Consider the following 18,069-nt stretch of genomic DNA (forward strand, 5'->3'; position numbering starts at 1 on the left):
TCAGTCGGCCAGAAGGCCATGGCGGCGCGCAACGTCGATGGCGCCGGCCCGCGAGCGGACCTGCAGCTTGGCGTAGATGCGCCGCACGAAGGTGCGCACGGTGGAGGTGGAGACACCGAGCGTGGCGGCCGCCTCTTCGGTGTTGAAGCCCTTGCTCACCAGCTGCAGCACGGCGCGCTCGCGCACCGACAGGGCCACCTCATGCGATGGCAGGCGGGGCTCGCCCAGTGCCTGCGCGCCCGCCTTGGCATCGGCCGCCGGGGCCGCCTGTGCCGCCAGCGAGGGCGGCAGCGGCAGCACCATCGCCCGCGCCAGGATCTTGCGCGCCACCATGGGGCTGATGGGGCTGCCCCCGGCATGCACGCTGCGGATCTCGTCGACCAGGCCTGGCGCACTGCTGTCCTTGAGCAGGTAGCCCGTGGCACCCGCCTCGATGGAGGGCAGCACATGCGCCTCGTCGCCGAAGATGGTGCTGACCAGCACGTTGCAGTCCGGCCACCGGGCACGCGCGGCGACGATCACGTCCAGGCCCGAGCCATCGGGCAGGCCCAGGTCCACCAGCAGCACGTCCACCGCGTGCAGGGGCAGCAGCGCGAGCGCCTCGGCGCGGTTGGTGGCCACCAGCACCAGCTCCATGTCGGGCTGGGCCGTGATGTGTTCGGCAAAGGCTTCGCGTTCTTCGGGCTCGTCTTCCACCACGCCCACGCGGATGCGGTGGCCCTCCCCCTGGCCATGGCCAGCAGGGGGCGCAGGCGCCTCAAGGACGCCCGTGGAGGAATTACTGAATGGAGCCACGCGGCGGATTATGACGAGGTGCGGCCCGCTTGTACCTCATTCAATTGCACTAGAAACAACGTTGCAGGGCGGTTAGACCTCCCTGCCCGCGCCAAGAGTGCAACGCTGCACGCGCTTGCGGCGGTGCGCGCGCCGCCCTTGACTCAGGCCATTGCCATCGCAGGCTGGCGGGCGGGCTGTTGCTGCTGTTGCTGTATCAGTTGCTCATCGACCCAGCAGCCGTATTCGGCCGAGGCCTGCACCGGCTGCACCACCAACTGGGGCAGTGTGTAGGGGTGCTGTTTGCGCAGCAGGGCCATCAGCGCGGGCATGGCGCTGGCGGCGGTCTTGCAGGCCACGCGAAGTTCGCGGCATTCTTCCAGGGCGCCTTCCCAGTGGAAGTAGGCGGTGATGGGTTCCACCTGCACGCAGGCGGCCAGGCGGGCGTGCAGCACCGCGTGGGCGAGGCGTTTGGCTTCGGCTTCGGTGGCGACCGTGGTCGTGACCATGAGGATTTCGCGAAGGGCTGGTGCCGTTGGCGTTGCCGCTGTGCTCGGAGGGGTCATCATCATGCTGGTCTCCCGAAGGGGCTGTGATGGAGCTGGGTCGGGCAGTCTGCCACAGGTGGGGGGTGCAGGTCCAGTGGTCCTGGTACTGGTCCTTGGGCGATGGTTGCTGTGTGCTTTGGGCGAGGGCGGGGGCCGGGGTGTGCGCCCGGCGGCGCAGTAACTTTCTCTTGCGTCGCCAAGAGAAAGTCACCAAAGAGAAGGCGACCCTGCTGCCCGTGTCCCCACCCGCCCGGTGGGCGAGTGGGGCAGCCTGCGATGCTCGGTCCTGGGGTGACGCCGAAGAACTCCCTGCGCTGCCTCTGCGAGGCAGCTCCGGTCAAACAGCTTCGGCGAGCCAGATGACGATGCGCGTGTCCTTCGGCACGCGCTCACCCCAGGCCCTGCGCTTCTCGGCACGGTCAGAAGGGGGTGGGAGCGGGCTCCACTCGGGCCATTGCTTCGCTCGGCCTGCGGTCCTTCGCTGCGCTCGGCTCGCCAGGGCGGCTGCGCCGCCCGTCGGCAGCGCGCAGCGCGCAACCGACACCCGGCGCAGCTGCGCAGCAGCAGCCGTGCGGTACCCGCTCCCCACCCCTGCTGGCTGCGCCGAGAAGCGCAGGGCCTGGGGTGGGTGCGTGTGCCGAAGGACACACGCACTTCGTGATCTGGCTTGCCGCAGCTGTTTGAGCGGAGTTCGAAGAACGCAGCGAGTTCTGCGGCACCACCCCAGGTCCGAGCATCGCAGGTTGCCCCCGTTCGCCCGACAGGGCGTACGGGGGACGCAGACTGGGGGTCGCCTTCTCTTTGGTGACTTTCTCTTGGCGACGCAAGAGAAAGTTACTGCGCCGCCGGGCGCACATCCCGGCCTCCGCCCTCAACCCAGGCACGCAACCCAAACAGACAACGAGAGACCACGCCAACCATCACCCGAAGCGATGATCCTTCATGAACGCCCGCTCGCCTGCGCCAGGATGAAGTCCTTGACCAACACCATGGAGGCGTCTTCCAGCAACGCGCTGCGGCACCACAGGTAGATGTCGCGCGGGGGCGGCACCACCGCGACCGGCAGGGCCAGTTCGACCAGGCCGTAGAAAGGCGCCAAAAATCCCAGCGGATAGCGCGGCAGCACCGACAGGTGGCGTCCCTTGGAGAGGATCTCCAGCACCATGTGAGCATCGCCCATCACGGTGACCTCGGTATGGCGGGCTTCGACCCCTGCCTGGCGCAGCATGTCGCGCACGGGCGCATCGAACGGGGACGCCGTGCCCATGCCCAGCCAGTCCACATCGCCGCCCGCGGCCAGAACGCCCATGCGCGCCAGCGGGTGCGCCTGGCCGCAGAAGACGCCCACCGTATCGTGCACCAGCAAGAAGCGCTCGATGCCCGCGGGCGGCTTGTCCAGCCACGAGGGGGCGATCACCAGCTCGTGCCGGCCGTCCACCAACTGGTCCACCAGCAGGTGCGGGCGGTCGCTCTGCACCGAGAAGGCGCGGCCCGGGGCCACGGCGGCCAGCCCGGCCACCAGGCCTGGCACCAGCGCGGCCCCCACCAGCGGCCCCGTGCCCAGCCGGATGGTGTTGCGAAACCCGCCGCGGTGGCGGGCGCAGGCCTCCTCGGCATCGCGCACGCTGCGCGCGATGGCCCGGCCTTCGCGCGCCAGCACCTCACCCAGCGCGGTGCTGCGCACGCCGAAGCGGCTGCGCTCGAACAGCTGGCCGCCCGCGCGCGACTCCAGAGCCTGCATGTTGTGCGTGAGCGTGGGCTGCGTCAGGTGCAGCACCTGGCTGGCCTTGCTGATGGAGCCGCATTCCAGGATGGCGGACAGTTGCAGCAGATGCCGGGGATCCATAGATTTATTTAAGTTGAAACACCCAAATTTCAATTTTACAAAGAATGGAGCTGCCGCTAACGTCAGGGGCATGCAACCCAACATCATCTACATCGTGGCCGACGACCTGGGCTTTGCCGACCTGGGCTGCTATGGCGGGCGCCAGGCGCAGTTTGGCCCGGTGTCGCCCCACATCGACGCCCTGGCTGCGGGCGGGCTGCGCCTGACGCAGGGCTACGCCAACTCGCCCGTGTGCTCGCCCACGCGCGTGGCCCTGGCCACCATGCGCTACCAGTACCGTGTGCGCGCCGGCATGGAGGAGCCCATCAACAGCCGCAGCAAGGGCAGCACCGTGCTGGGCCTGCCGCCCGAGCTGCCCACCCTGCCCTCGCTGCTGCGCGAGGCGGGCTATGCGACAGCCCTCATCGGCAAATGGCACCTGGGCTACCCGCCGAGCTTTGGCCCGCTGCGCTCGGGCTATGACGAGTTCTATGGCGTGATGGCCGGCGGTGTGGACTATTTCAGCCACTGCGCCGGGCGGGGCGACCATGACATGTACCTGGGCGAGGAGGAGCACCACGAGCCCGGCTACCTCACGGACCTGCTGTCGGACCGGGCCGTTGGCCATGTGGGCCGCATGGCCGAGGGCGCGCGGGCGGGCAAGCCCTTCCTGCTGAGCCTGCACTACACGGCGCCCCACTGGCCATGGGAAACCCGCGACGACGCGGCCCTGGCGGCGCAGGTCAAGGACAACCTGTTCCACCTGCACGGCGGCAATGTGGAGACCTACCGCCGCATGATCCACCACATGGACGAGGGCATTGGCCGGCTGGTGGCCACGCTGCGCACCGAGGGCCTGTTGGAGAACACGCTCATCGTCTTCACCAGCGACAACGGGGGCGAGCGCTTTTCGGACAACTGGCCGCTGGTGGGCGGCAAGATGGACCTGACCGAGGGCGGCATCCGCGTGCCGTGGATCGCCCACTGGCCGGCCGTGATCGCACCAGGCGGCACCAGCGCGCAGCAGTGCATGGGCATGGACTGGTCTGCCACCCTGCTGGAGCTGGGCGGTGGCGTGCCGCACCCGCAGTACCCGCTGGACGGCGTGTCGCTGGCCCGCATCCTGCGCGACCCGGCGGACACCTTCGAGCGGCCGCTGTACTGGCGCATGAACCACCGCACCCAGCGCGCCCTGCGCCGGGGGCCGTGGAAGTACCTGAAGGTGGACGAACACGAGTACCTGTTCCACCTGGAGAACGATGCGCGCGAGCGCGCCAACCTGGCCCGGCACGAGCCCGCGCGCTTTGCGCAGATGCGCGACGACTGGATGGCGTGGAATGCCTCCATGCCCGAGATACCGGCCGATGCCACCGTGAGCCTGGGCTATTCGGCCAAGGACATGCCGCAGAGATAGATAGGCAGGCGCACAGGCAGACAGACAAAAAAACCGAGACAGCCCTCAGAACAATACCCAAGGAGACAAGACCATGACCCTCACCCATCCATGCCTGCAGCGTGGCACCCGGCACAGTGCACTGCGCCCTGCTGCCCTGGCAGCAGCGTCGCTGCTTGCCTTGCAACTGGCTGCACCCGCCCATGCGCAGGACACGGCCAAACCCGCCTGGCCCAGCCGCCCCGTGACCCTGGTCGTGGGCACGCCGCCGGGCGGCGCCATCGACGCCTATGCACGCGCACTGGCCCACGAGCTGGGCAAGGTGACGGGCGGCACCTTCATCGTGGACTACAAGCCCGGCGCCAACGGCAACATCAGTGCCGAGTATGTGCAGAAGGCCGCGCCCGACGGGCACACGCTGTGGATCGGCACGCAGGCCATGGTGACCATCAACCCCAGTGCCTACGCCAGCCTGCGCTGGAAGCCGGCGGACTTTCGCCCCATCGCCAAGGGGGTGGAGGCGCCGCTGGTGCTGGTGGCCCACCCCTCGGTGCCGGCGCGCAGCTTTGCCGACCTGGTGAAGTGGACGGCGGCCAACCCGGGCAAGGTGTCGTACGGCTCGTACAGCCCGGGAACGCCCTCGCACTTTTTGGGCTTTCAGATGAACGAGCGTTTCAAGACCGACATGGCGCACATTCCGTACAAGGGCTCGGCCCCGCAGGTGGTGGACCTGGTGGGCGGCCAGGTGCCGCTGGGCTTTGCGCAGATGCAGACCGCGTTGCCCCAGGTGCAGGCCGGCAAGCTCAACGCGCTGGCCGTGACCAGCCCCGAGCGCTCACGCCACCTGCCCCAGGTGCCCACGCTGGCCGAGCTGGGCTACAAGGACCTGAACACCACCATCTGGTTCGGCCTGCTGGCCACCAGCGCCGTGCCCAAGCCGGTGCTGGACGCCATCGAGGCCGCGACTGTCAAGGCGCAGTCGGCGCCGGACTACCGCAGCAAACTCGATGCGCAGGGCTTTGATGTGCCCGCCGAGCACGGTGATGCATTCGCCCGCACGATCGCTGCGGAAACGGCGCGGTGGGCGGGGTTGGTGAAGGCTACGGGGTTCAGGGCCAACGATTGATTGGGGTGGGCTTGGTGGATGGTGCCGCAGTCGCTTGTCGTCGATGGTGGCTGTGTGCTTTGGTTGAAGGCGGGGGCCGGGGTGTGCGCCCGGCGGCGCAGTAGCTTTCTCTTGCGTCGCCAAGAGGGTGTAGAAGAAATCTATTGCAACCGCCCCAACAACATCCGGGCCTGCGCAAGCCACACCCACGCAGCCGCATAGAACGGCTTGCGGTCGTGGTGCATCACAAGCCTGCGGTTGCGCTCCAGCCATGCATGGGTGCGCTCCACCACCCAGCGCTTCTTGGCGATGGGGGCGGGCTGCTCGTCGCTCCACAGCGGCTGCTGGGCATCGTCCCAGCGGTGGCGGGCACTGTGGCGCACGATGCGCACCTGTACGTGGTGCGCCTTCTCGATCTGCTGGGCGCATTGCCCAGCGTACGCGCTGTCGGCCCACAACGTCTTGAACGAGCCATCCGTGCGCTTGCACGCCTGTGCTACCGCTTGCGCGGCCGCGTCGCGGTCCTGCACGGCTGCACTGGTGATCACAACCGCAAGCAGCAGGCCCAGTGTGTCCACGACCAGATGGCGCTTGCGCCCTTGCACCTTCTTGCCTGCATCGAAGCCCAAGGTACCACCCTGAGGGCTGCCCCGGTTGGACTGCGAGTCGATGATGGCCTCGCTGGGCTGCGCAGCGCGCTCCAGGCGTTGGCGCCATTGCTGGCGCAGACGCTCGTGCAGCGCTTCGAACTTGCCTTGGCGGGCCCAGTTGACGAAGGCCTTCTGCACGGACTGCCAGGGCGGATAGATCTGCACCGGCAGGTTGCGCCAGGACGAGCCGGTGCGCAGCACATAGCAGCAGGCATCGACAACGCTACGCCGCGAGTAGGTGGCCGGTCTGCCACGCGAGCCCGGTTGGGGCTCGAACAGGTCCTGCGCCAGCGCCCATTCGGCATCGGTCAGGGCACCGGCAATGGCGTTGCCGGATTGACTGGCGGGCCGATGCCGGGCGGTGTAGCCGTAGCGCGTGCCAGGCTGACCAGGCTGCGAGCGGGACAGCTGCGACTTGGGCCGCGCTCGCTGCAGGCCGGCAGCCTTCAGTGCTGCGCGCAGAGTCACCGTGCTAGGGGCGCTGCGGCCCATGTGATCGGCCCAGGCCAGCGCCAACTCGGGCAGCGTCGCCTGCGGATTGTCTCGGACCACCTCGCGCAAGGTGGCGTACTCGCCAGGGGGGATCACGGGTGGTCGGCCTGTCTTTGCCATTGCGCTGCTCCTGCTTGGTCAATGCAGCGCTATTATAATTTATTTCTTCTACACCCTCCAAGAGAAAGTCACCAAAGAGAAGGCGACCCCGCTGCCCGTGTCCCCACTCGCCCTTGCGGGCGAGTGGGGCAGCCTGCGATGCTCGGTCCTGGGGTGACGCCGAAGAACTCCCTGCGCTGCCTCTGCGAGGCAGCTCCGGTCAAACAGCTTCGGCGAGTCAGATGACGATGCGCGTGTCCTTCGGCACGCGCTCACCCCAGGCCCTGCGCTTCTCGGCACGGTCAGAAGGGGGTGGGTGCGGGCTCCACTCGGGCCATTGCTTCGCTCGGCCCCAACTGCCTCGCTGCGCTTGGCCTGGGCAGGGAGATCGCGCCCAACAGTCGGCAGCGCGCACTGCGCGCGTCACCGACCCCAGGCGCAGCTGCGCAGCAGCAGCCGTGTGGTACCCGCGCCCCACCTCTGCTGGCTGCGCCGAGAAGCGCAGGAGCTGGGGTGGGCGTGTGTGCCGAAGGACACACACGCTTCGTGATCTGGCTTGCCGCAGCTGTTTGAGCGGAGTTCGTAGAACGCAGCGAGTTCAGCGACGCCCACCCCAGATCCGAGCATCGCAGGTTGCCCCATCGCCCACCGGGCGATGGGGGGACGCAGACTGGGGGTCATCTTCTCTTTGGTGACTTTCTCAGACTCAAGAGAAAGTTACTGCGCCGCAGGGCGCACACCCCGGCCTCCGCCCTTGAGCACGAGCATGCCGCCAGCAAAGGCAGCAAAAACTCAACGGGCCACTACCAACCGAAGCGACCCTTCATAAACCGCCTGCCTGCGCAAGGCCCCATACCGCGGATCCCAGACACCACTGACCAGATCAGCACGCAACGCCGCCACACTCGCCGCAGCCGACTCGGCCGACACGAAACCCCATGCCGAACAAGCCGTCCGCGCAGCCGGCACCAACAGCATCTCCGGCCGCCCGTAATACGCCTCGTTGAACCCATCCCTGCAATCCCAGGGAATCGGCACCGGCAACACCTCCACCCGCCCACCGAGCGCCGTCGCAATCCGGTCCATGGCTGGATAGCGCCGCGCCTCGGTGGCCAGCACCTCGGGTGCATAGTCGACCAGCCAGAAGTCCTGCACCGCGCCCGGGTCGCAGGTGAGGATCACCACCGGCCCGCGCGTCACCCGCCGCATCTCGCGCAGGCCAGCCTCCACGTCGCTCCACTGGTGGATGGAGAAGGTGGCCATGCTCGCGTCGAATGCGCCATCGGCAAACGGCAGTTGCTCGGCCACACCATCGACGGCGCGCGGCAGGTGCGCTGGCCGCTGGTCGCGCATGGACTGCGAGGGCTCGAGCGCCGTCACCCTGCGACCTGTGGGTTCGTACGATCCGGCCCCTGCGCCCACATTGAGCACGGTGGTGGCCGCGTCGCCCAGGGCCTGCTCGATCAACGCTGCAATGCGCGGATCGGGCTGGCGGTACGACGAATAAGTGCTGCCCATGGCGCCGTAGTCGACATCGCCTGCGCTGCCGTCAGCGGCGCGGGTGGTGCAGGTTTTAGTGGTGCTGGTCGTTTTCGGCATGGTGCCCTCCCCCTGGTTGGTTAAGGGCCCTATGGTCCCTGCCGCCCCCCATGCGGACAAACGAGATTTGCGATCTGCATGCGTGAGAAAAACGCACATGGTCCACTGAAACCGAGAAATCGGCTGTGCGTGAGGGTCTGGCAGGGCCGCAATCCAGGCAGCGGGCGCATCGCGGCGTTGCGGGCTTTGCCAAGGCGGCCAGCCTAGGCAAAGCCCGCGCCTTGCGCTGCATCCCGCTGCCACCCCGGCGCACAGCCGATTTCTCGGTTTCAGTGGACTACTGGGGAGCGGGAGACGCTGACGGGGTGGGCGGCAAGCATCTGAGAAGGCCAGTACCGGCATCAGCCTCGGCGGCTGGTCGTTGCCGTGGCCTGGAAAGACGAGCGCATGCACGACGCGAAATGGCCGGCGTGCGTGTCGCGCGCAGCGAGCTGGGGGCGCAGCATGTAGCTGCGAAACGGGATATCCGGCCGGAAGGCGACCGCCACCACGCCGGGCAGGCGCATGGTGCGCACGACGATGGGGTTGACCAGCCCCACGCCCAGGCCCTCGCTGGCCATGCGGCAGATGGTGGCCGCGTGCGAGGTCTCCAGCACCATGGTGCGGCCGTCGTCCACAAAGGCCGCGTCCACGGCGCGGCGCGAGGCGCTGCCGCTGGGCAGTGAGATGAAGCGCTCTGCGTTCAAATCCTGCGGCTGCACGAAGCGCTTGCGCGCCAGCCGGTGGCCCGAGGGCATGACGCAGACCGCGCTCTCGGTGTGGATGACCGAGGCCTTCACGCCCGGCTTGTCGGGTACGTAGCTGACAAAGCCCACATCGCAGTTCTGCGTGGCGATCCAGTTGGCGATGATCGACGACTCGCTGGTGGCCACGACGATGCGCACGCGCGGGTAGCGCTCGCTGAACAGGCGGATGGCCAGCGGCAGCACGCTCATCGATATCGATGCCGCCGCCGCCACGCGCAAGGTGCCGGCGCCCAGATCGCGGATCGCCCGTGCGGATTCGGACACGCTGTCGAGGCCGATGAAGGCGCGCTCCACGTCCTTGAACAGCGCCTCCGCCGCCTTGGTCGGGACGACCCGCCCGGGCGTTCTGTCGAACAACTCGAAGCCCACCTCGGCCTCCAGCTTGCCGATGATGCGGCTGACGTTGGGCTGCGAGGTGTGCAGCTGCTGCGCCGCCACGGTCATGGAGCCCGTGAGCATGACGGCACGGAAGGTTTCGAGCTGCTTGAAGTTCATGGCAATGGTGGAGGTGGGTGCGCCGCGCAGCATACGCTGCGCACGGCGGCCGGGCATATCAATTTGGTATGCGCAGGGGAAAAACTGTCATTTGCCAGCATCGGCGTGGCTTTTGATACTTCGTCCACCCCAACCAGGACGGATGTATGGAATCAAAAATCAGCCGCCGGCTCAAGGAGCCGCTTGCCCCCGAAATCTGCGAGCACATCTACGGCCCGCGCCTTGCACGCGACTTCGAGCGCGTGTTCCCCAGCCTCGGCGAGGTGAACCAGGCGCATCTGCTGATGCTGCACAAGACCGGCATCATTGCACCCGAGGTGGCCAGTGCGCTGGCCCGGGGGTTGCTGCAGATGGAGGATGAGGGCCCCGCGGCGGTGGAACTCGACCCCGCCAAGGAAGACCCCTACTTCAACTACGAGGCCCGGCTCATGGAGATCACCGGCCGCGACGTGGGCGGGCGGCTGCACACCGCGCGCAGCCGCAACGACCTGGCGGTGACGATGGACCGCATGCGGGCCCGTACCGTGGTGCTGGACGTGATCGAGGCCCTGGGCCGCGTGCGCCGCAGCGCGCTGCGCCGGGCCGTTGAATGCGCGGACGCCGTGATGCCTGGCTACACCCACCTGCAGCCGGCGCAGCCCATCACCTTCGGCTTTTACCTCAGCGGGGTGGCACAGGCGCTGGGGCGCGACATGGAGCGCCTGCAGGGCGCGCTGGAACGCATCGACGCCTCGCCCCTGGGGGCCGGCGCACTGGCGGGCACGCGCTTTCCCATCGACCGCGAGATGACGGCCGCGGCGCTGGGCTTTGGTGCGGTGCTGCCCAACACGCTCGACGCCGTGGCATCGCGGGACTTTGCGTGGGAGGCCATGTCCGCCATGGCCATCGTCGCGCTGACCTGGGGCCGCGTGGCACAGGACCTGCACATCTGGTCCACGCCCGAGTTCGGCCTGGTGGCCTTTCCCGACCGCGTGGCCAGCACCTCCAGCATCATGCCGCAGAAGAAAAATCCGGTGGTGCTGGAGTACCTGCGCGGCAAGAGCAGCCACATCATCGGACTGCTCACGGCCTCTCTGGTGGCGGTGAAGGGCACGAATTTCAGCCACGCTGGCGACAGCAGCCGCGAGAGCATGCGCAGCTTCTGGGAATGCACCGAGGAGACGCTGCGCTCGCTCGCGCTGTTCGGGCTGGTCATCGACAGCGTGGAGCCGCGCACCCGCACCATGCTCGAACGGGTGCGCTCGGACTTCTCGGTGGCGACCGACCTGGCCGATGGCCTGGTGGCGGAAGGCGGTCTGTCGTTCCGCGACGCCCACCACGTGGTGGGCGGCCTGGTGCGCATCGCACTGGATGCGGGCCAGCGTGCCGACGAACTCACGCCCGCCATGCTGGACCGTGCCGCCGTCGATGTGATCGGGGTTACGCTGGGCTGGAGCGAAGAGAAGCTGCGCAAGTACCTGGACCCCATCGAGAGCGTCCATGCACGGCGCAACGGCGGCCCCGCAGCAGCGGAGGTGGCCCAGGCCACGGCGGCGCAGTCGCGCCACCTCGATGCCATCGTGGCCGAGGCTGGCGCGGTGCGCGAGCGCCTGGCCGCGGTGCGCCGCCGGCTGGCGCATGACGTGGCGGTGCTCGCGGGCGTTTCGGCGCACACTGTTGCCAACCCTCAAGGGGCCACACCATGATGATGAAGAACCTTGCCAAGGCGCTGATCGCCTGCGCCGCACTGGCCGGTGCCTGCCATGCCGGCGGAGCCGCAGCCGCCACCTACCCGGAGCGTCCGGTGCGGCTCGTCGTGCCCTTCGCCTCGGGTGGCACCGTGGACATCGTGGCGCGCATCTTGGCCGAGCGGCTGTCGCGCACGCTGGGCCAGCAGGTCATCGTGGAGAACAAGCCGGGCGCGGGCGGAACCCTGGGCGCGGACTTCGTGGCCAAGGCGCCGCCCGATGGCCACACCCTGCTGCTGGCGGCTTCGTCGCACCAGTCGTTCCACCCCCTGCTCTACAAGCGCCTGCCTTATGACCCCAACAAGGCCTTCACGCAGGTGGCCCTGTTTGCCACGGTGCCCAATGTGCTGGTGGTGTCCAACAAGATGCCGGCGCGCAGCGTCAAGGAACTGATCGCGCAGGCCCAGTCGGGCAAGCGCTTCTTCATGGGCTCGTCGGGCACGGGGGGCGTGAACCACCTGCTCGGCGAGATGTTCGAACTGCGCACCCATGTCGAATTCGAGCACGTGCCCTACAAGGGCGCCGGTCCGGCCAACAACGACCTGCTGGGCGGGCAGATCGACCTGATGTTTGTGAACCTGCCCACGGTGCTGCCACACATCCAGGGCGGCAAGCTCCGGGCGCTGGCCATCGCCGGGGCGGAGCGCTCGCCCTCGCTGCCCGGGGTGCCCACCATGGCCGAAGCGGGAGTGCCCGATTTCGTGGTGGATTCCTGGTCGGGCGTGCTGGCCCCGGCCGCCACCCCACGGGCCATCGTGGACAAGCTATCGGCCGAGATCAACCGCATCGCCCGGGACAAGGCGACGGCCGACCTGCTGGCCGTGCAGGGTGCCCTGCCCCGGCCCGGCACCAGTGACGAGTATGCGGCCCTGGTCCGCTTCGAGACGCAGCGCTGGGCCGAGGTGATCCGCAAGGCCAACGTCACCATGGACTGACCCCACGGTCCTCGCCCCCTCCCGTTCCCCGCAATCCGCGCGGCGCGCAGCGCCACCCACGCCGGGCTTTCGCAAGGAGGGCCGGCGGGCGCAGCCCTGCGGTAGCTCTTTTTGCCACCACCCAGAGACCCCCATGAAGAAGAAACACGCACTCACCCCGCTGGCACTGCTGGCCACCTGCAGCCTGGCGGCAGCCCAGTCCTCCGTCACCCTGTTCGGCATTGCCGATGCGGCCCTGCAGTACGGCGCGGGCAGCACCGCCAACCGCACGCAACTGGGCTCGGGCGGCAACTCCTCGTCACGCATCGGCGTGCGCGGCACGGAGGACCTGGGTGGCGGGCTGTCGGCCGGCTTCTGGCTGGAGGCCGGGCTGACGCTGGACAGCGGCACCTTCGGCACCACCAACACCAGCAACCAGGCGGCGGGCACCAGCGGCGGCGGGGGCCTGGTGTTCGGGCGCCGCTCCACCGTGAGCCTGGCGGGCACCTGGGGCGAAGTCCGCCTGGGCCGCGACTATGCTGTGCAGTACTACAACCGTTTCGAATTCGACCCGTTCGGCAACAACGGCGTGGGTTCATCGCAGACCAATGTGGGCTCGCTGGGCGGACCGGTGTCCTCACGGGTGTCCAACGCCATCATGTACTTCCTGCCATCGGGCCTGGGCGGCCTGTACGGCGAGCTGCAGCACTACCGGGGCGAGAACCCGGGCAACGCCGGCCCCACCGCGGACGATGGCACCGGCAGTGGCGTGCGCCTGGGCTACCGTGCGGGGCCACTGAACCTGTCGGCCGCGCATGCGCGCACCCGGTTTGCGCGCACCGCGACCACCGGGGACATCACCTCCAGCAACCTGGGCGCACGCTACGACGCCGGCCCCTTCACGGCCATGGGGGGCATCTACCGCGACCGGGTGGAGACGCTGGGTGGGCTGGTGGGCCGCGGCGTGCAGGTGGGCGGCGTGTACCGCGTGGGCACCGGGGAGGTGAAGGCGCAGTGGTCCCAGTACCAGACCACGGCCAGCGGCACGCCGCAGACGAAGAAGCTGTCGCTCGGCTACGTACACGGCCTCTCCAAGCGGACGGCGCTGTACGCGACCTATGCCCGTGTGCGCAACAGCGGCGGGGCCACCACCGCGCTCAACGGCGCCGCCACGGCGGCCAACCAGGCATCGTCGGGCGTGGACCTGGGGGTGCGGCACACGTTCTGAGTAGTGCATCCGGTTCGCCACGCGCGGACAGCGGCACAATGCGACACCACCGCATTCCACACCAGACCATGGCACGCTCCACGATTCCATCCAAGGCAAGGCGCCTGCTCGCAGCGTTGGCGCTTGCCCTGCCAGCCGCCGCTGCGCTCGCCGCCGATATGCCCGCGGACATCCTGGAGCTGCACACCCGCTGCGTGGCCAGCACGACCGGTATCGACCTGGTGTTCGGGCTGCGCAACCGCAGCGAGCGCACGGTCTGGGTGTCGGGCGATACGGCGCCCTGGGCGGCGGCGTTGCGCAGCCTGCGCATCACGGCAGAGAGCCAGGGTGCAAATGCACAGCCGCTGAAAGGGCCTGTCGCATGGGGGTACGCACCTCCCCCAGGCTCTGTCAGGGTCATGCCTTCAGCCAGTGCCGAAGGAACGATCTCGCTGTCGCGCGCCTTCCCCGAACTGGCGCAGGCGGCACAGCAAGCCCCGGTGCGCATCCGGTGGACATGGCAGGGCTTGATGGGGGAATCGGCAATGGCCGGGGCATGGGGGCCTACCGCCAGGTTCGAGGGGGAAGTCACGGTGCAGGGATCAGCCTGCTCTCTGGCGAGCACGCGGCGGGTTTGACGGACAGAAAAGTGACCAAGCTGGGCAGGCGAGAGCCCTTGTTCCAGGATGTGGCGATGCCGAAGACGATCTCCTACCAGGGCAGAACGGCTTGGCAATTTGAAGATTGCATGGGCAGACATCCGTCCGCATACTGCGCGCCAATCCTGTCGCCCTGCAACCCACGGAGAACTTCCCATGTCCAACATGTACGCCGGCCTGCGCCGCGATATCGAAGACGAGGACGCGCGCAAGCGCTGTGCCGAGCGGCTGCTCGCTCTGCGGCAGCGGCTGGCGCCACTGAAGGGCCGCAGGAACGACAGCAACCTGATGCTGGCGACCTGGAACATCCGGGATTTCGACTCCAACAAGTTCGGCTTCGGCCCCCGGCTTGCCGAGACCTTCTACTACCTGGCGGAAGTCATCTCGTGCTTTGACCTGGTGGCCCTGCAGGAGGTGAACCGCGACCTGGGCCCGCTGGAGAAGCTGGTTCGCATTCTGGGGCGCGAATGGGATTACATCGTGACCGACACCACCGAGGGCACGGGTGGCAATGGCGAGCGCATGGCGTTTCTCTACAACCGTGAAAAAGTGTGGTTTCGCAAGATCGCCGGAGAAATCGTGCTGCCCGACGGGCAGCTGGTCGTGTCACCCAAGACGGTCAAGGTGGACGGGGAAACCGTCGACACCGAAGCCAAGCAGCAGTTCGCCCGCAGTCCCTTTCTGGTGGCGTTTCAGTCCGGGTGGTTCCGCTTCAGCCTGTGCACGGTGCATATCTACTACGGCAAGGAGTCGGGCGCGCAGTTGCAGCGGCGCATCGACGAGATCCAGAGCCTGGCGAAGTTCTTTGCGCAGCGGCAGGACCAGGCCAGCAAGCAGGAAAAGGACAGCCGGGGCGCCGTGGAAAATTATGTGCTGCTAGGCGACTTCAATGTGGTGAGCCCCAAGCACGAAACCATGGCCGCACTCAAGAGCCACGGGTTTGCAGTACCGGCGGCCATCGACGGCGACAAGGTCCGCAAGAAGGGCATGCATTTCTACGACCAGATTGCGGTGCGGGTCAAGGACGAGCGCTTTCAGGTGCGCAGCGGCGGTATCGTGGACATCTTCGAGGACGTGTTCCGCGATGAGGACCTGCCGGTCTACCAGGCCCACATGCCTGCCAAGGACCCGGAGAAGGGAGCCACCGCCGCCAAGACACCCGAGAAGCTGTACCAGAAATGGCGCACCTGGCAGATGTCGGACCATAGCCCCCTGTGGATCGAGGTGCAGACGGACTTTGCGGACACCTACCTCAAGGCCCTGGCGGACAAGGGCTGAGGCGCGCGGCGCGGCGCGATGGCGGGCGGATTCACCCCTGCCCGCGCGCCGGCAGGACCAGCCCGCCGACCAGCAAGAACACCAGGTACGCCAGGGCCCACCAGGCCACCGTGGTCAGGTGCCAGGCAAAGCGCAGCGTGCCGGCCGTGAAGGCCGTGCTGCCCAGCACCTTGGGCAGGCTGTCCTCGCGCCGCAGCAGACGGATGAGGATGTAGCGCTCGCCCAGGATGGAATGGGCCAGGCCGGTCAGCCAGATCAGGGCCGCAGCAACAGCGAGCATGGGTGGTACCTTAGAACCTGTTCAGGATCTTATAGGGCACGATGATAGTTACCACGTAGTTGCCAGCCAAGCGCGCCGGCGACACGCCAAACCCACATAATGCCGACGAAGAGATGCTGGCGCGCCCTGGGTGCACCGGCACGATAGCAGTAACCCGATGCAACAAGGAGGAAAAGACCTATGAACACACAACCCGTGATCCGTCTGCGGCACGCCTGGCTGCTGTGCGTGCCGCTGATGCTGGCCACCCAGGCCGCGCAGGCGCAGGAGCAGTTTGTGGACCTGCGCTCCAACGGCGGCTACACCTCGGCACGCCTGGCAGACGATGTGACCCAGGTGGACCTGGCCGAGCAGACCCAGGGCGCCTGCCGCTTCAACCGCACCTGGGGCTACGACCTCACCAACCGCGAGCTGTGGACCAATGGCGGCTGCGGCGGGCGCTTCAAGATCACGCGCACCTATGCCCAGGGCAATAACAACAACAGCTCCAACAACGCAGGCGCAGCCGTCGCGGCCGTGGCCGCCATTGCCGGCATTGCGCTGCTGGCCAACCACAACAAGCACGACGACGACCGCCGGCCCGACTACCCGGACTACGGCAATGGTGGCGGCGGCGGCCGGGGCGGCGAGATCCGCGTCAATGGCAACCTGTGCCTGGACGTGAGCAAGGGCAATTTCCGCCCTGGCAACGCGCTGCAGGTGTTTGCCTGCAACGGCACGGATTCGCAGCGCTTTCGCGTAGGCCGTGGTGGCGAAATCCGCGTGCGCGATTTTTGCCTGGACGTGGAGCGCGGCGACCCGCGCGACGGTGCCCGGGTGGTGCTGTGGTCGTGCTCGGGCGCCCCCAGCCAGAGCTGGACGACGCGCGGCGGGCAGATCGTTAGCCAGCTGTCCGGCAAGTGCCTGGATGTGGTGGACGGCCAGATTCGCCAAGGGCAGCCGGCCATGGTGTGGCAGTGCAACCGCAGCCCAAGTCAACGCTGGTGGTGGTAGGAGCGCCTTAAAAAACTCTTCTGGCGTTGTTGCTGTGTCTTGTCGTACTACTCGTACTGCCTGCGACACAGCGCCTAGCCAGAACCGCTTCGCTGAGTTTTTTCAGCCGCTCCAAAACGGCACATTCACGATCCCAGCAGAAACAGCCAAGAGGACTACCTCATGACAATATTGAACCGAGCCATCCCACTGCTCTGTGCAGCCTCCTGCAGCTTGCTGCTCGCGACGGCAGCCACCGCACAGACGGCCGCTGACGCACCTGCCGCCAAGCCTGCGGCAGCAGCAGCCCACCCGCACAAGAAGGGCCCCGGCCGCACACCTGGCGACCGCCTGCAGGCCATCTGCACCGCCGCCGACCTGGACCACGATGGCAATGTGTCGCTCGACGAGTTCCACCAGGACATCGTGCAGAGCTGGCACAGCCTGGGTCCCGATGCCAGCGGCCACGTCGTACTGCTCGAACTGGCCCAGGTGCCGCGCATGGGCAAGGGCCGCATCAAGCGCCTGGCCGCCGCCGACAAGGATGGCGACGGCAAGCTGTCGTTCAAGGAAGTGGTGGAGGCACGCATGGCCTATTTCGAGGCGGCCGATGCGGACAACAACGACCTGCTGTCGGTGCAGGAGTGCGTGGCGTTTGAGAAGAAGCGGCGCGCCAGCAAACCGTAAGCAGCGCACAACCCTTGCGATGACCAACGGGGCCTTATGGCCCCGTTGTCTTGTGGCAAACCCCGCGCTGCCCCGCCGCAAGTGAACGCAACGCGCTTTGCTTCACCCCCGCTCCGTCATCTCCACCAGCACCCGCAGTAGCCCAACCCCGAACAACAATGCGCAGGCCGCAAAGGCCATGTAAGCCCATGGCACAGGGCGCCGCAATCCCCATGCCCAAAGCATCCCGACAGCGAACGATGCCGCAACCAGGACTGCAGCACCCGCCCAGAGCGAGCCCATCCACATGCCGAGCAGGCCGCCCCAGACCATGCCGATCAGGCACAGGCCCAGCGCCGCAACAGGCGTGGAGATGAGCATCCCCTGAGGCTGCGCTTCGCCAATGGCCGCAGAAGCGGCAGGTGCAGCGCCTGCAGAGGCATCCCCTTCCCACAACATGCCGACGCCGCATGCAAAAAGCACCAACCAAAGACCCATCCCCCCGGTGAACCAGGGAACCAACTGGGCAAGCACCACGGCAGCCAGCAGACCAGCCGCCAGCGAAACCACCAGACGCCAGTGGCACAGGGCAGCAAAGGCAGCGAAGCAATTGACCAGGATGTCCATGAGTCGGTTCGTC

The 18,069-nt window shown here is 67.7% G+C and carries 17 protein-coding genes; 9 read left to right on the forward strand and 8 right to left on the reverse strand.

Annotated features, from left to right (window positions below; genetic code table 11):
* From ACSQ9E_RS14460 to ACSQ9E_RS14470, 3 genes are all read right to left on the reverse strand, one after another.
* Positions 1–711, reverse strand: coding sequence for a response regulator transcription factor (locus ACSQ9E_RS14460; protein WP_436220224.1), 711 nt, complete (start codon positions 709–711; stop codon positions 1–3).
* 227 nt (positions 712–938) lie between these two features.
* The gene (cutA, locus tag ACSQ9E_RS14465) at positions 939–1,346 is read right to left on the reverse strand and encodes a divalent-cation tolerance protein CutA (protein WP_436218228.1); all 408 of its coding nucleotides are present in this window, start codon (positions 1,344–1,346) and stop codon (positions 939–941) included.
* 916 nt (positions 1,347–2,262) lie between these two features.
* Entirely contained in the window at positions 2,263–3,168 is a 906-nt protein-coding gene (locus ACSQ9E_RS14470) for a LysR family transcriptional regulator (RefSeq protein WP_436218229.1), read from the reverse strand.
* 70 nt (positions 3,169–3,238) lie between these two features.
* Between ACSQ9E_RS14470 and ACSQ9E_RS14475 the strand changes: the two genes are divergently transcribed.
* Positions 3,239–4,561 (forward strand): sulfatase family protein, encoded by a 1,323-nt coding sequence (locus ACSQ9E_RS14475; RefSeq protein ID WP_436218230.1) that lies wholly within the window; start codon positions 3,239–3,241, stop codon positions 4,559–4,561.
* Between the two features lie 73 nt (positions 4,562–4,634).
* Entirely contained in the window at positions 4,635–5,666 is a 1,032-nt protein-coding gene (locus ACSQ9E_RS14480; protein ID WP_436218231.1) for a Bug family tripartite tricarboxylate transporter substrate binding protein, read from the forward strand.
* Positions 5,667–5,806: 140 nt separating this feature from the next.
* Here ACSQ9E_RS14480 and ACSQ9E_RS14485 read toward each other — a convergent pair whose 3' ends face one another.
* The 3 genes from ACSQ9E_RS14485 to ACSQ9E_RS14495 all read right to left on the reverse strand — a co-directional run bounded on the left by ACSQ9E_RS14485 (position 5,807) and on the right by ACSQ9E_RS14495 (position 9,783).
* Positions 5,807–6,907 carry an IS5 family transposase gene (locus ACSQ9E_RS14485; RefSeq protein WP_436218232.1) on the reverse strand — a complete coding sequence of 367 codons (1,101 nt, stop codon included), beginning with the start codon at positions 6,905–6,907 and terminating at the stop codon, positions 5,807–5,809.
* 771 nt (positions 6,908–7,678) lie between these two features.
* Positions 7,679–8,485, reverse strand: a complete 807-nt coding sequence (locus ACSQ9E_RS14490) for a class I SAM-dependent methyltransferase (protein WP_436218233.1) — start codon at positions 8,483–8,485, stop codon at positions 7,679–7,681.
* Between the two features lie 341 nt (positions 8,486–8,826).
* A complete protein-coding gene (locus tag ACSQ9E_RS14495; RefSeq protein WP_235514188.1) occupies positions 8,827–9,783 on the reverse strand; it encodes a LysR substrate-binding domain-containing protein in 957 nt (318 codons plus the stop codon).
* An 89-nt stretch (positions 9,784–9,872) separates the two neighbouring features.
* On the opposite strand from ACSQ9E_RS14495, the gene argH reads away from it, so the two are divergent.
* From argH to ACSQ9E_RS14520, 5 genes are all read left to right on the forward strand, one after another.
* Complete coding sequence (gene argH, locus ACSQ9E_RS14500) at positions 9,873–11,411, forward strand: argininosuccinate lyase (RefSeq protein ID WP_436218234.1); 1,539 nt, start codon at positions 9,873–9,875, stop codon at positions 11,409–11,411.
* A 2-nt stretch (positions 11,412–11,413) separates the two neighbouring features.
* Positions 11,414–12,388 (forward strand): Bug family tripartite tricarboxylate transporter substrate binding protein, encoded by a 975-nt coding sequence (locus ACSQ9E_RS14505; RefSeq protein ID WP_057199603.1) that lies wholly within the window; start codon positions 11,414–11,416, stop codon positions 12,386–12,388.
* 133 nt (positions 12,389–12,521) lie between these two features.
* Positions 12,522–13,595, forward strand: a complete 1,074-nt coding sequence (locus ACSQ9E_RS14510) for a porin (protein WP_436218235.1) — start codon at positions 12,522–12,524, stop codon at positions 13,593–13,595.
* Between the two features lie 68 nt (positions 13,596–13,663).
* On the forward strand, positions 13,664–14,212 hold the full coding sequence (locus ACSQ9E_RS14515; protein ID WP_157412279.1) for a hypothetical protein: 549 nt from the start codon (positions 13,664–13,666) through the stop codon (positions 14,210–14,212).
* 177 nt (positions 14,213–14,389) lie between these two features.
* Entirely contained in the window at positions 14,390–15,511 is a 1,122-nt protein-coding gene (locus tag ACSQ9E_RS14520) for an endonuclease/exonuclease/phosphatase family protein (RefSeq protein ID WP_436218236.1), read from the forward strand.
* A 31-nt stretch (positions 15,512–15,542) separates the two neighbouring features.
* On the opposite strand, the gene ACSQ9E_RS14525 is transcribed toward ACSQ9E_RS14520, so the two are convergent.
* Positions 15,543–15,791 (reverse strand): hypothetical protein, encoded by a 249-nt coding sequence (locus ACSQ9E_RS14525; RefSeq protein WP_436218237.1) that lies wholly within the window; start codon positions 15,789–15,791, stop codon positions 15,543–15,545.
* Between the two features lie 180 nt (positions 15,792–15,971).
* Here ACSQ9E_RS14525 and ACSQ9E_RS14530 point away from each other — a divergent pair, with 180 nt between their 5' ends.
* Entirely contained in the window at positions 15,972–16,784 is an 813-nt protein-coding gene (locus ACSQ9E_RS14530) for a lectin (RefSeq protein WP_436218238.1), read from the forward strand.
* Between the two features lie 162 nt (positions 16,785–16,946).
* Positions 16,947–17,450, forward strand: coding sequence for an EF-hand domain-containing protein (locus tag ACSQ9E_RS14535; protein ID WP_436218239.1), 504 nt, complete (start codon positions 16,947–16,949; stop codon positions 17,448–17,450).
* A gap of 102 nt (positions 17,451–17,552) precedes the next feature.
* Here ACSQ9E_RS14535 and ACSQ9E_RS14540 read toward each other — a convergent pair whose 3' ends face one another.
* Positions 17,553–18,056, reverse strand: a complete 504-nt coding sequence (locus ACSQ9E_RS14540; protein WP_436218240.1) for a hypothetical protein — start codon at positions 18,054–18,056, stop codon at positions 17,553–17,555.
* Between the last annotated feature and the right edge of the window lie 13 nt (positions 18,057–18,069).

Source organism: Acidovorax sp. LjRoot118 (assembly GCF_964253575.1).
GTDB lineage: Bacteria > Pseudomonadota > Gammaproteobacteria > Burkholderiales > Burkholderiaceae_C > Acidovorax.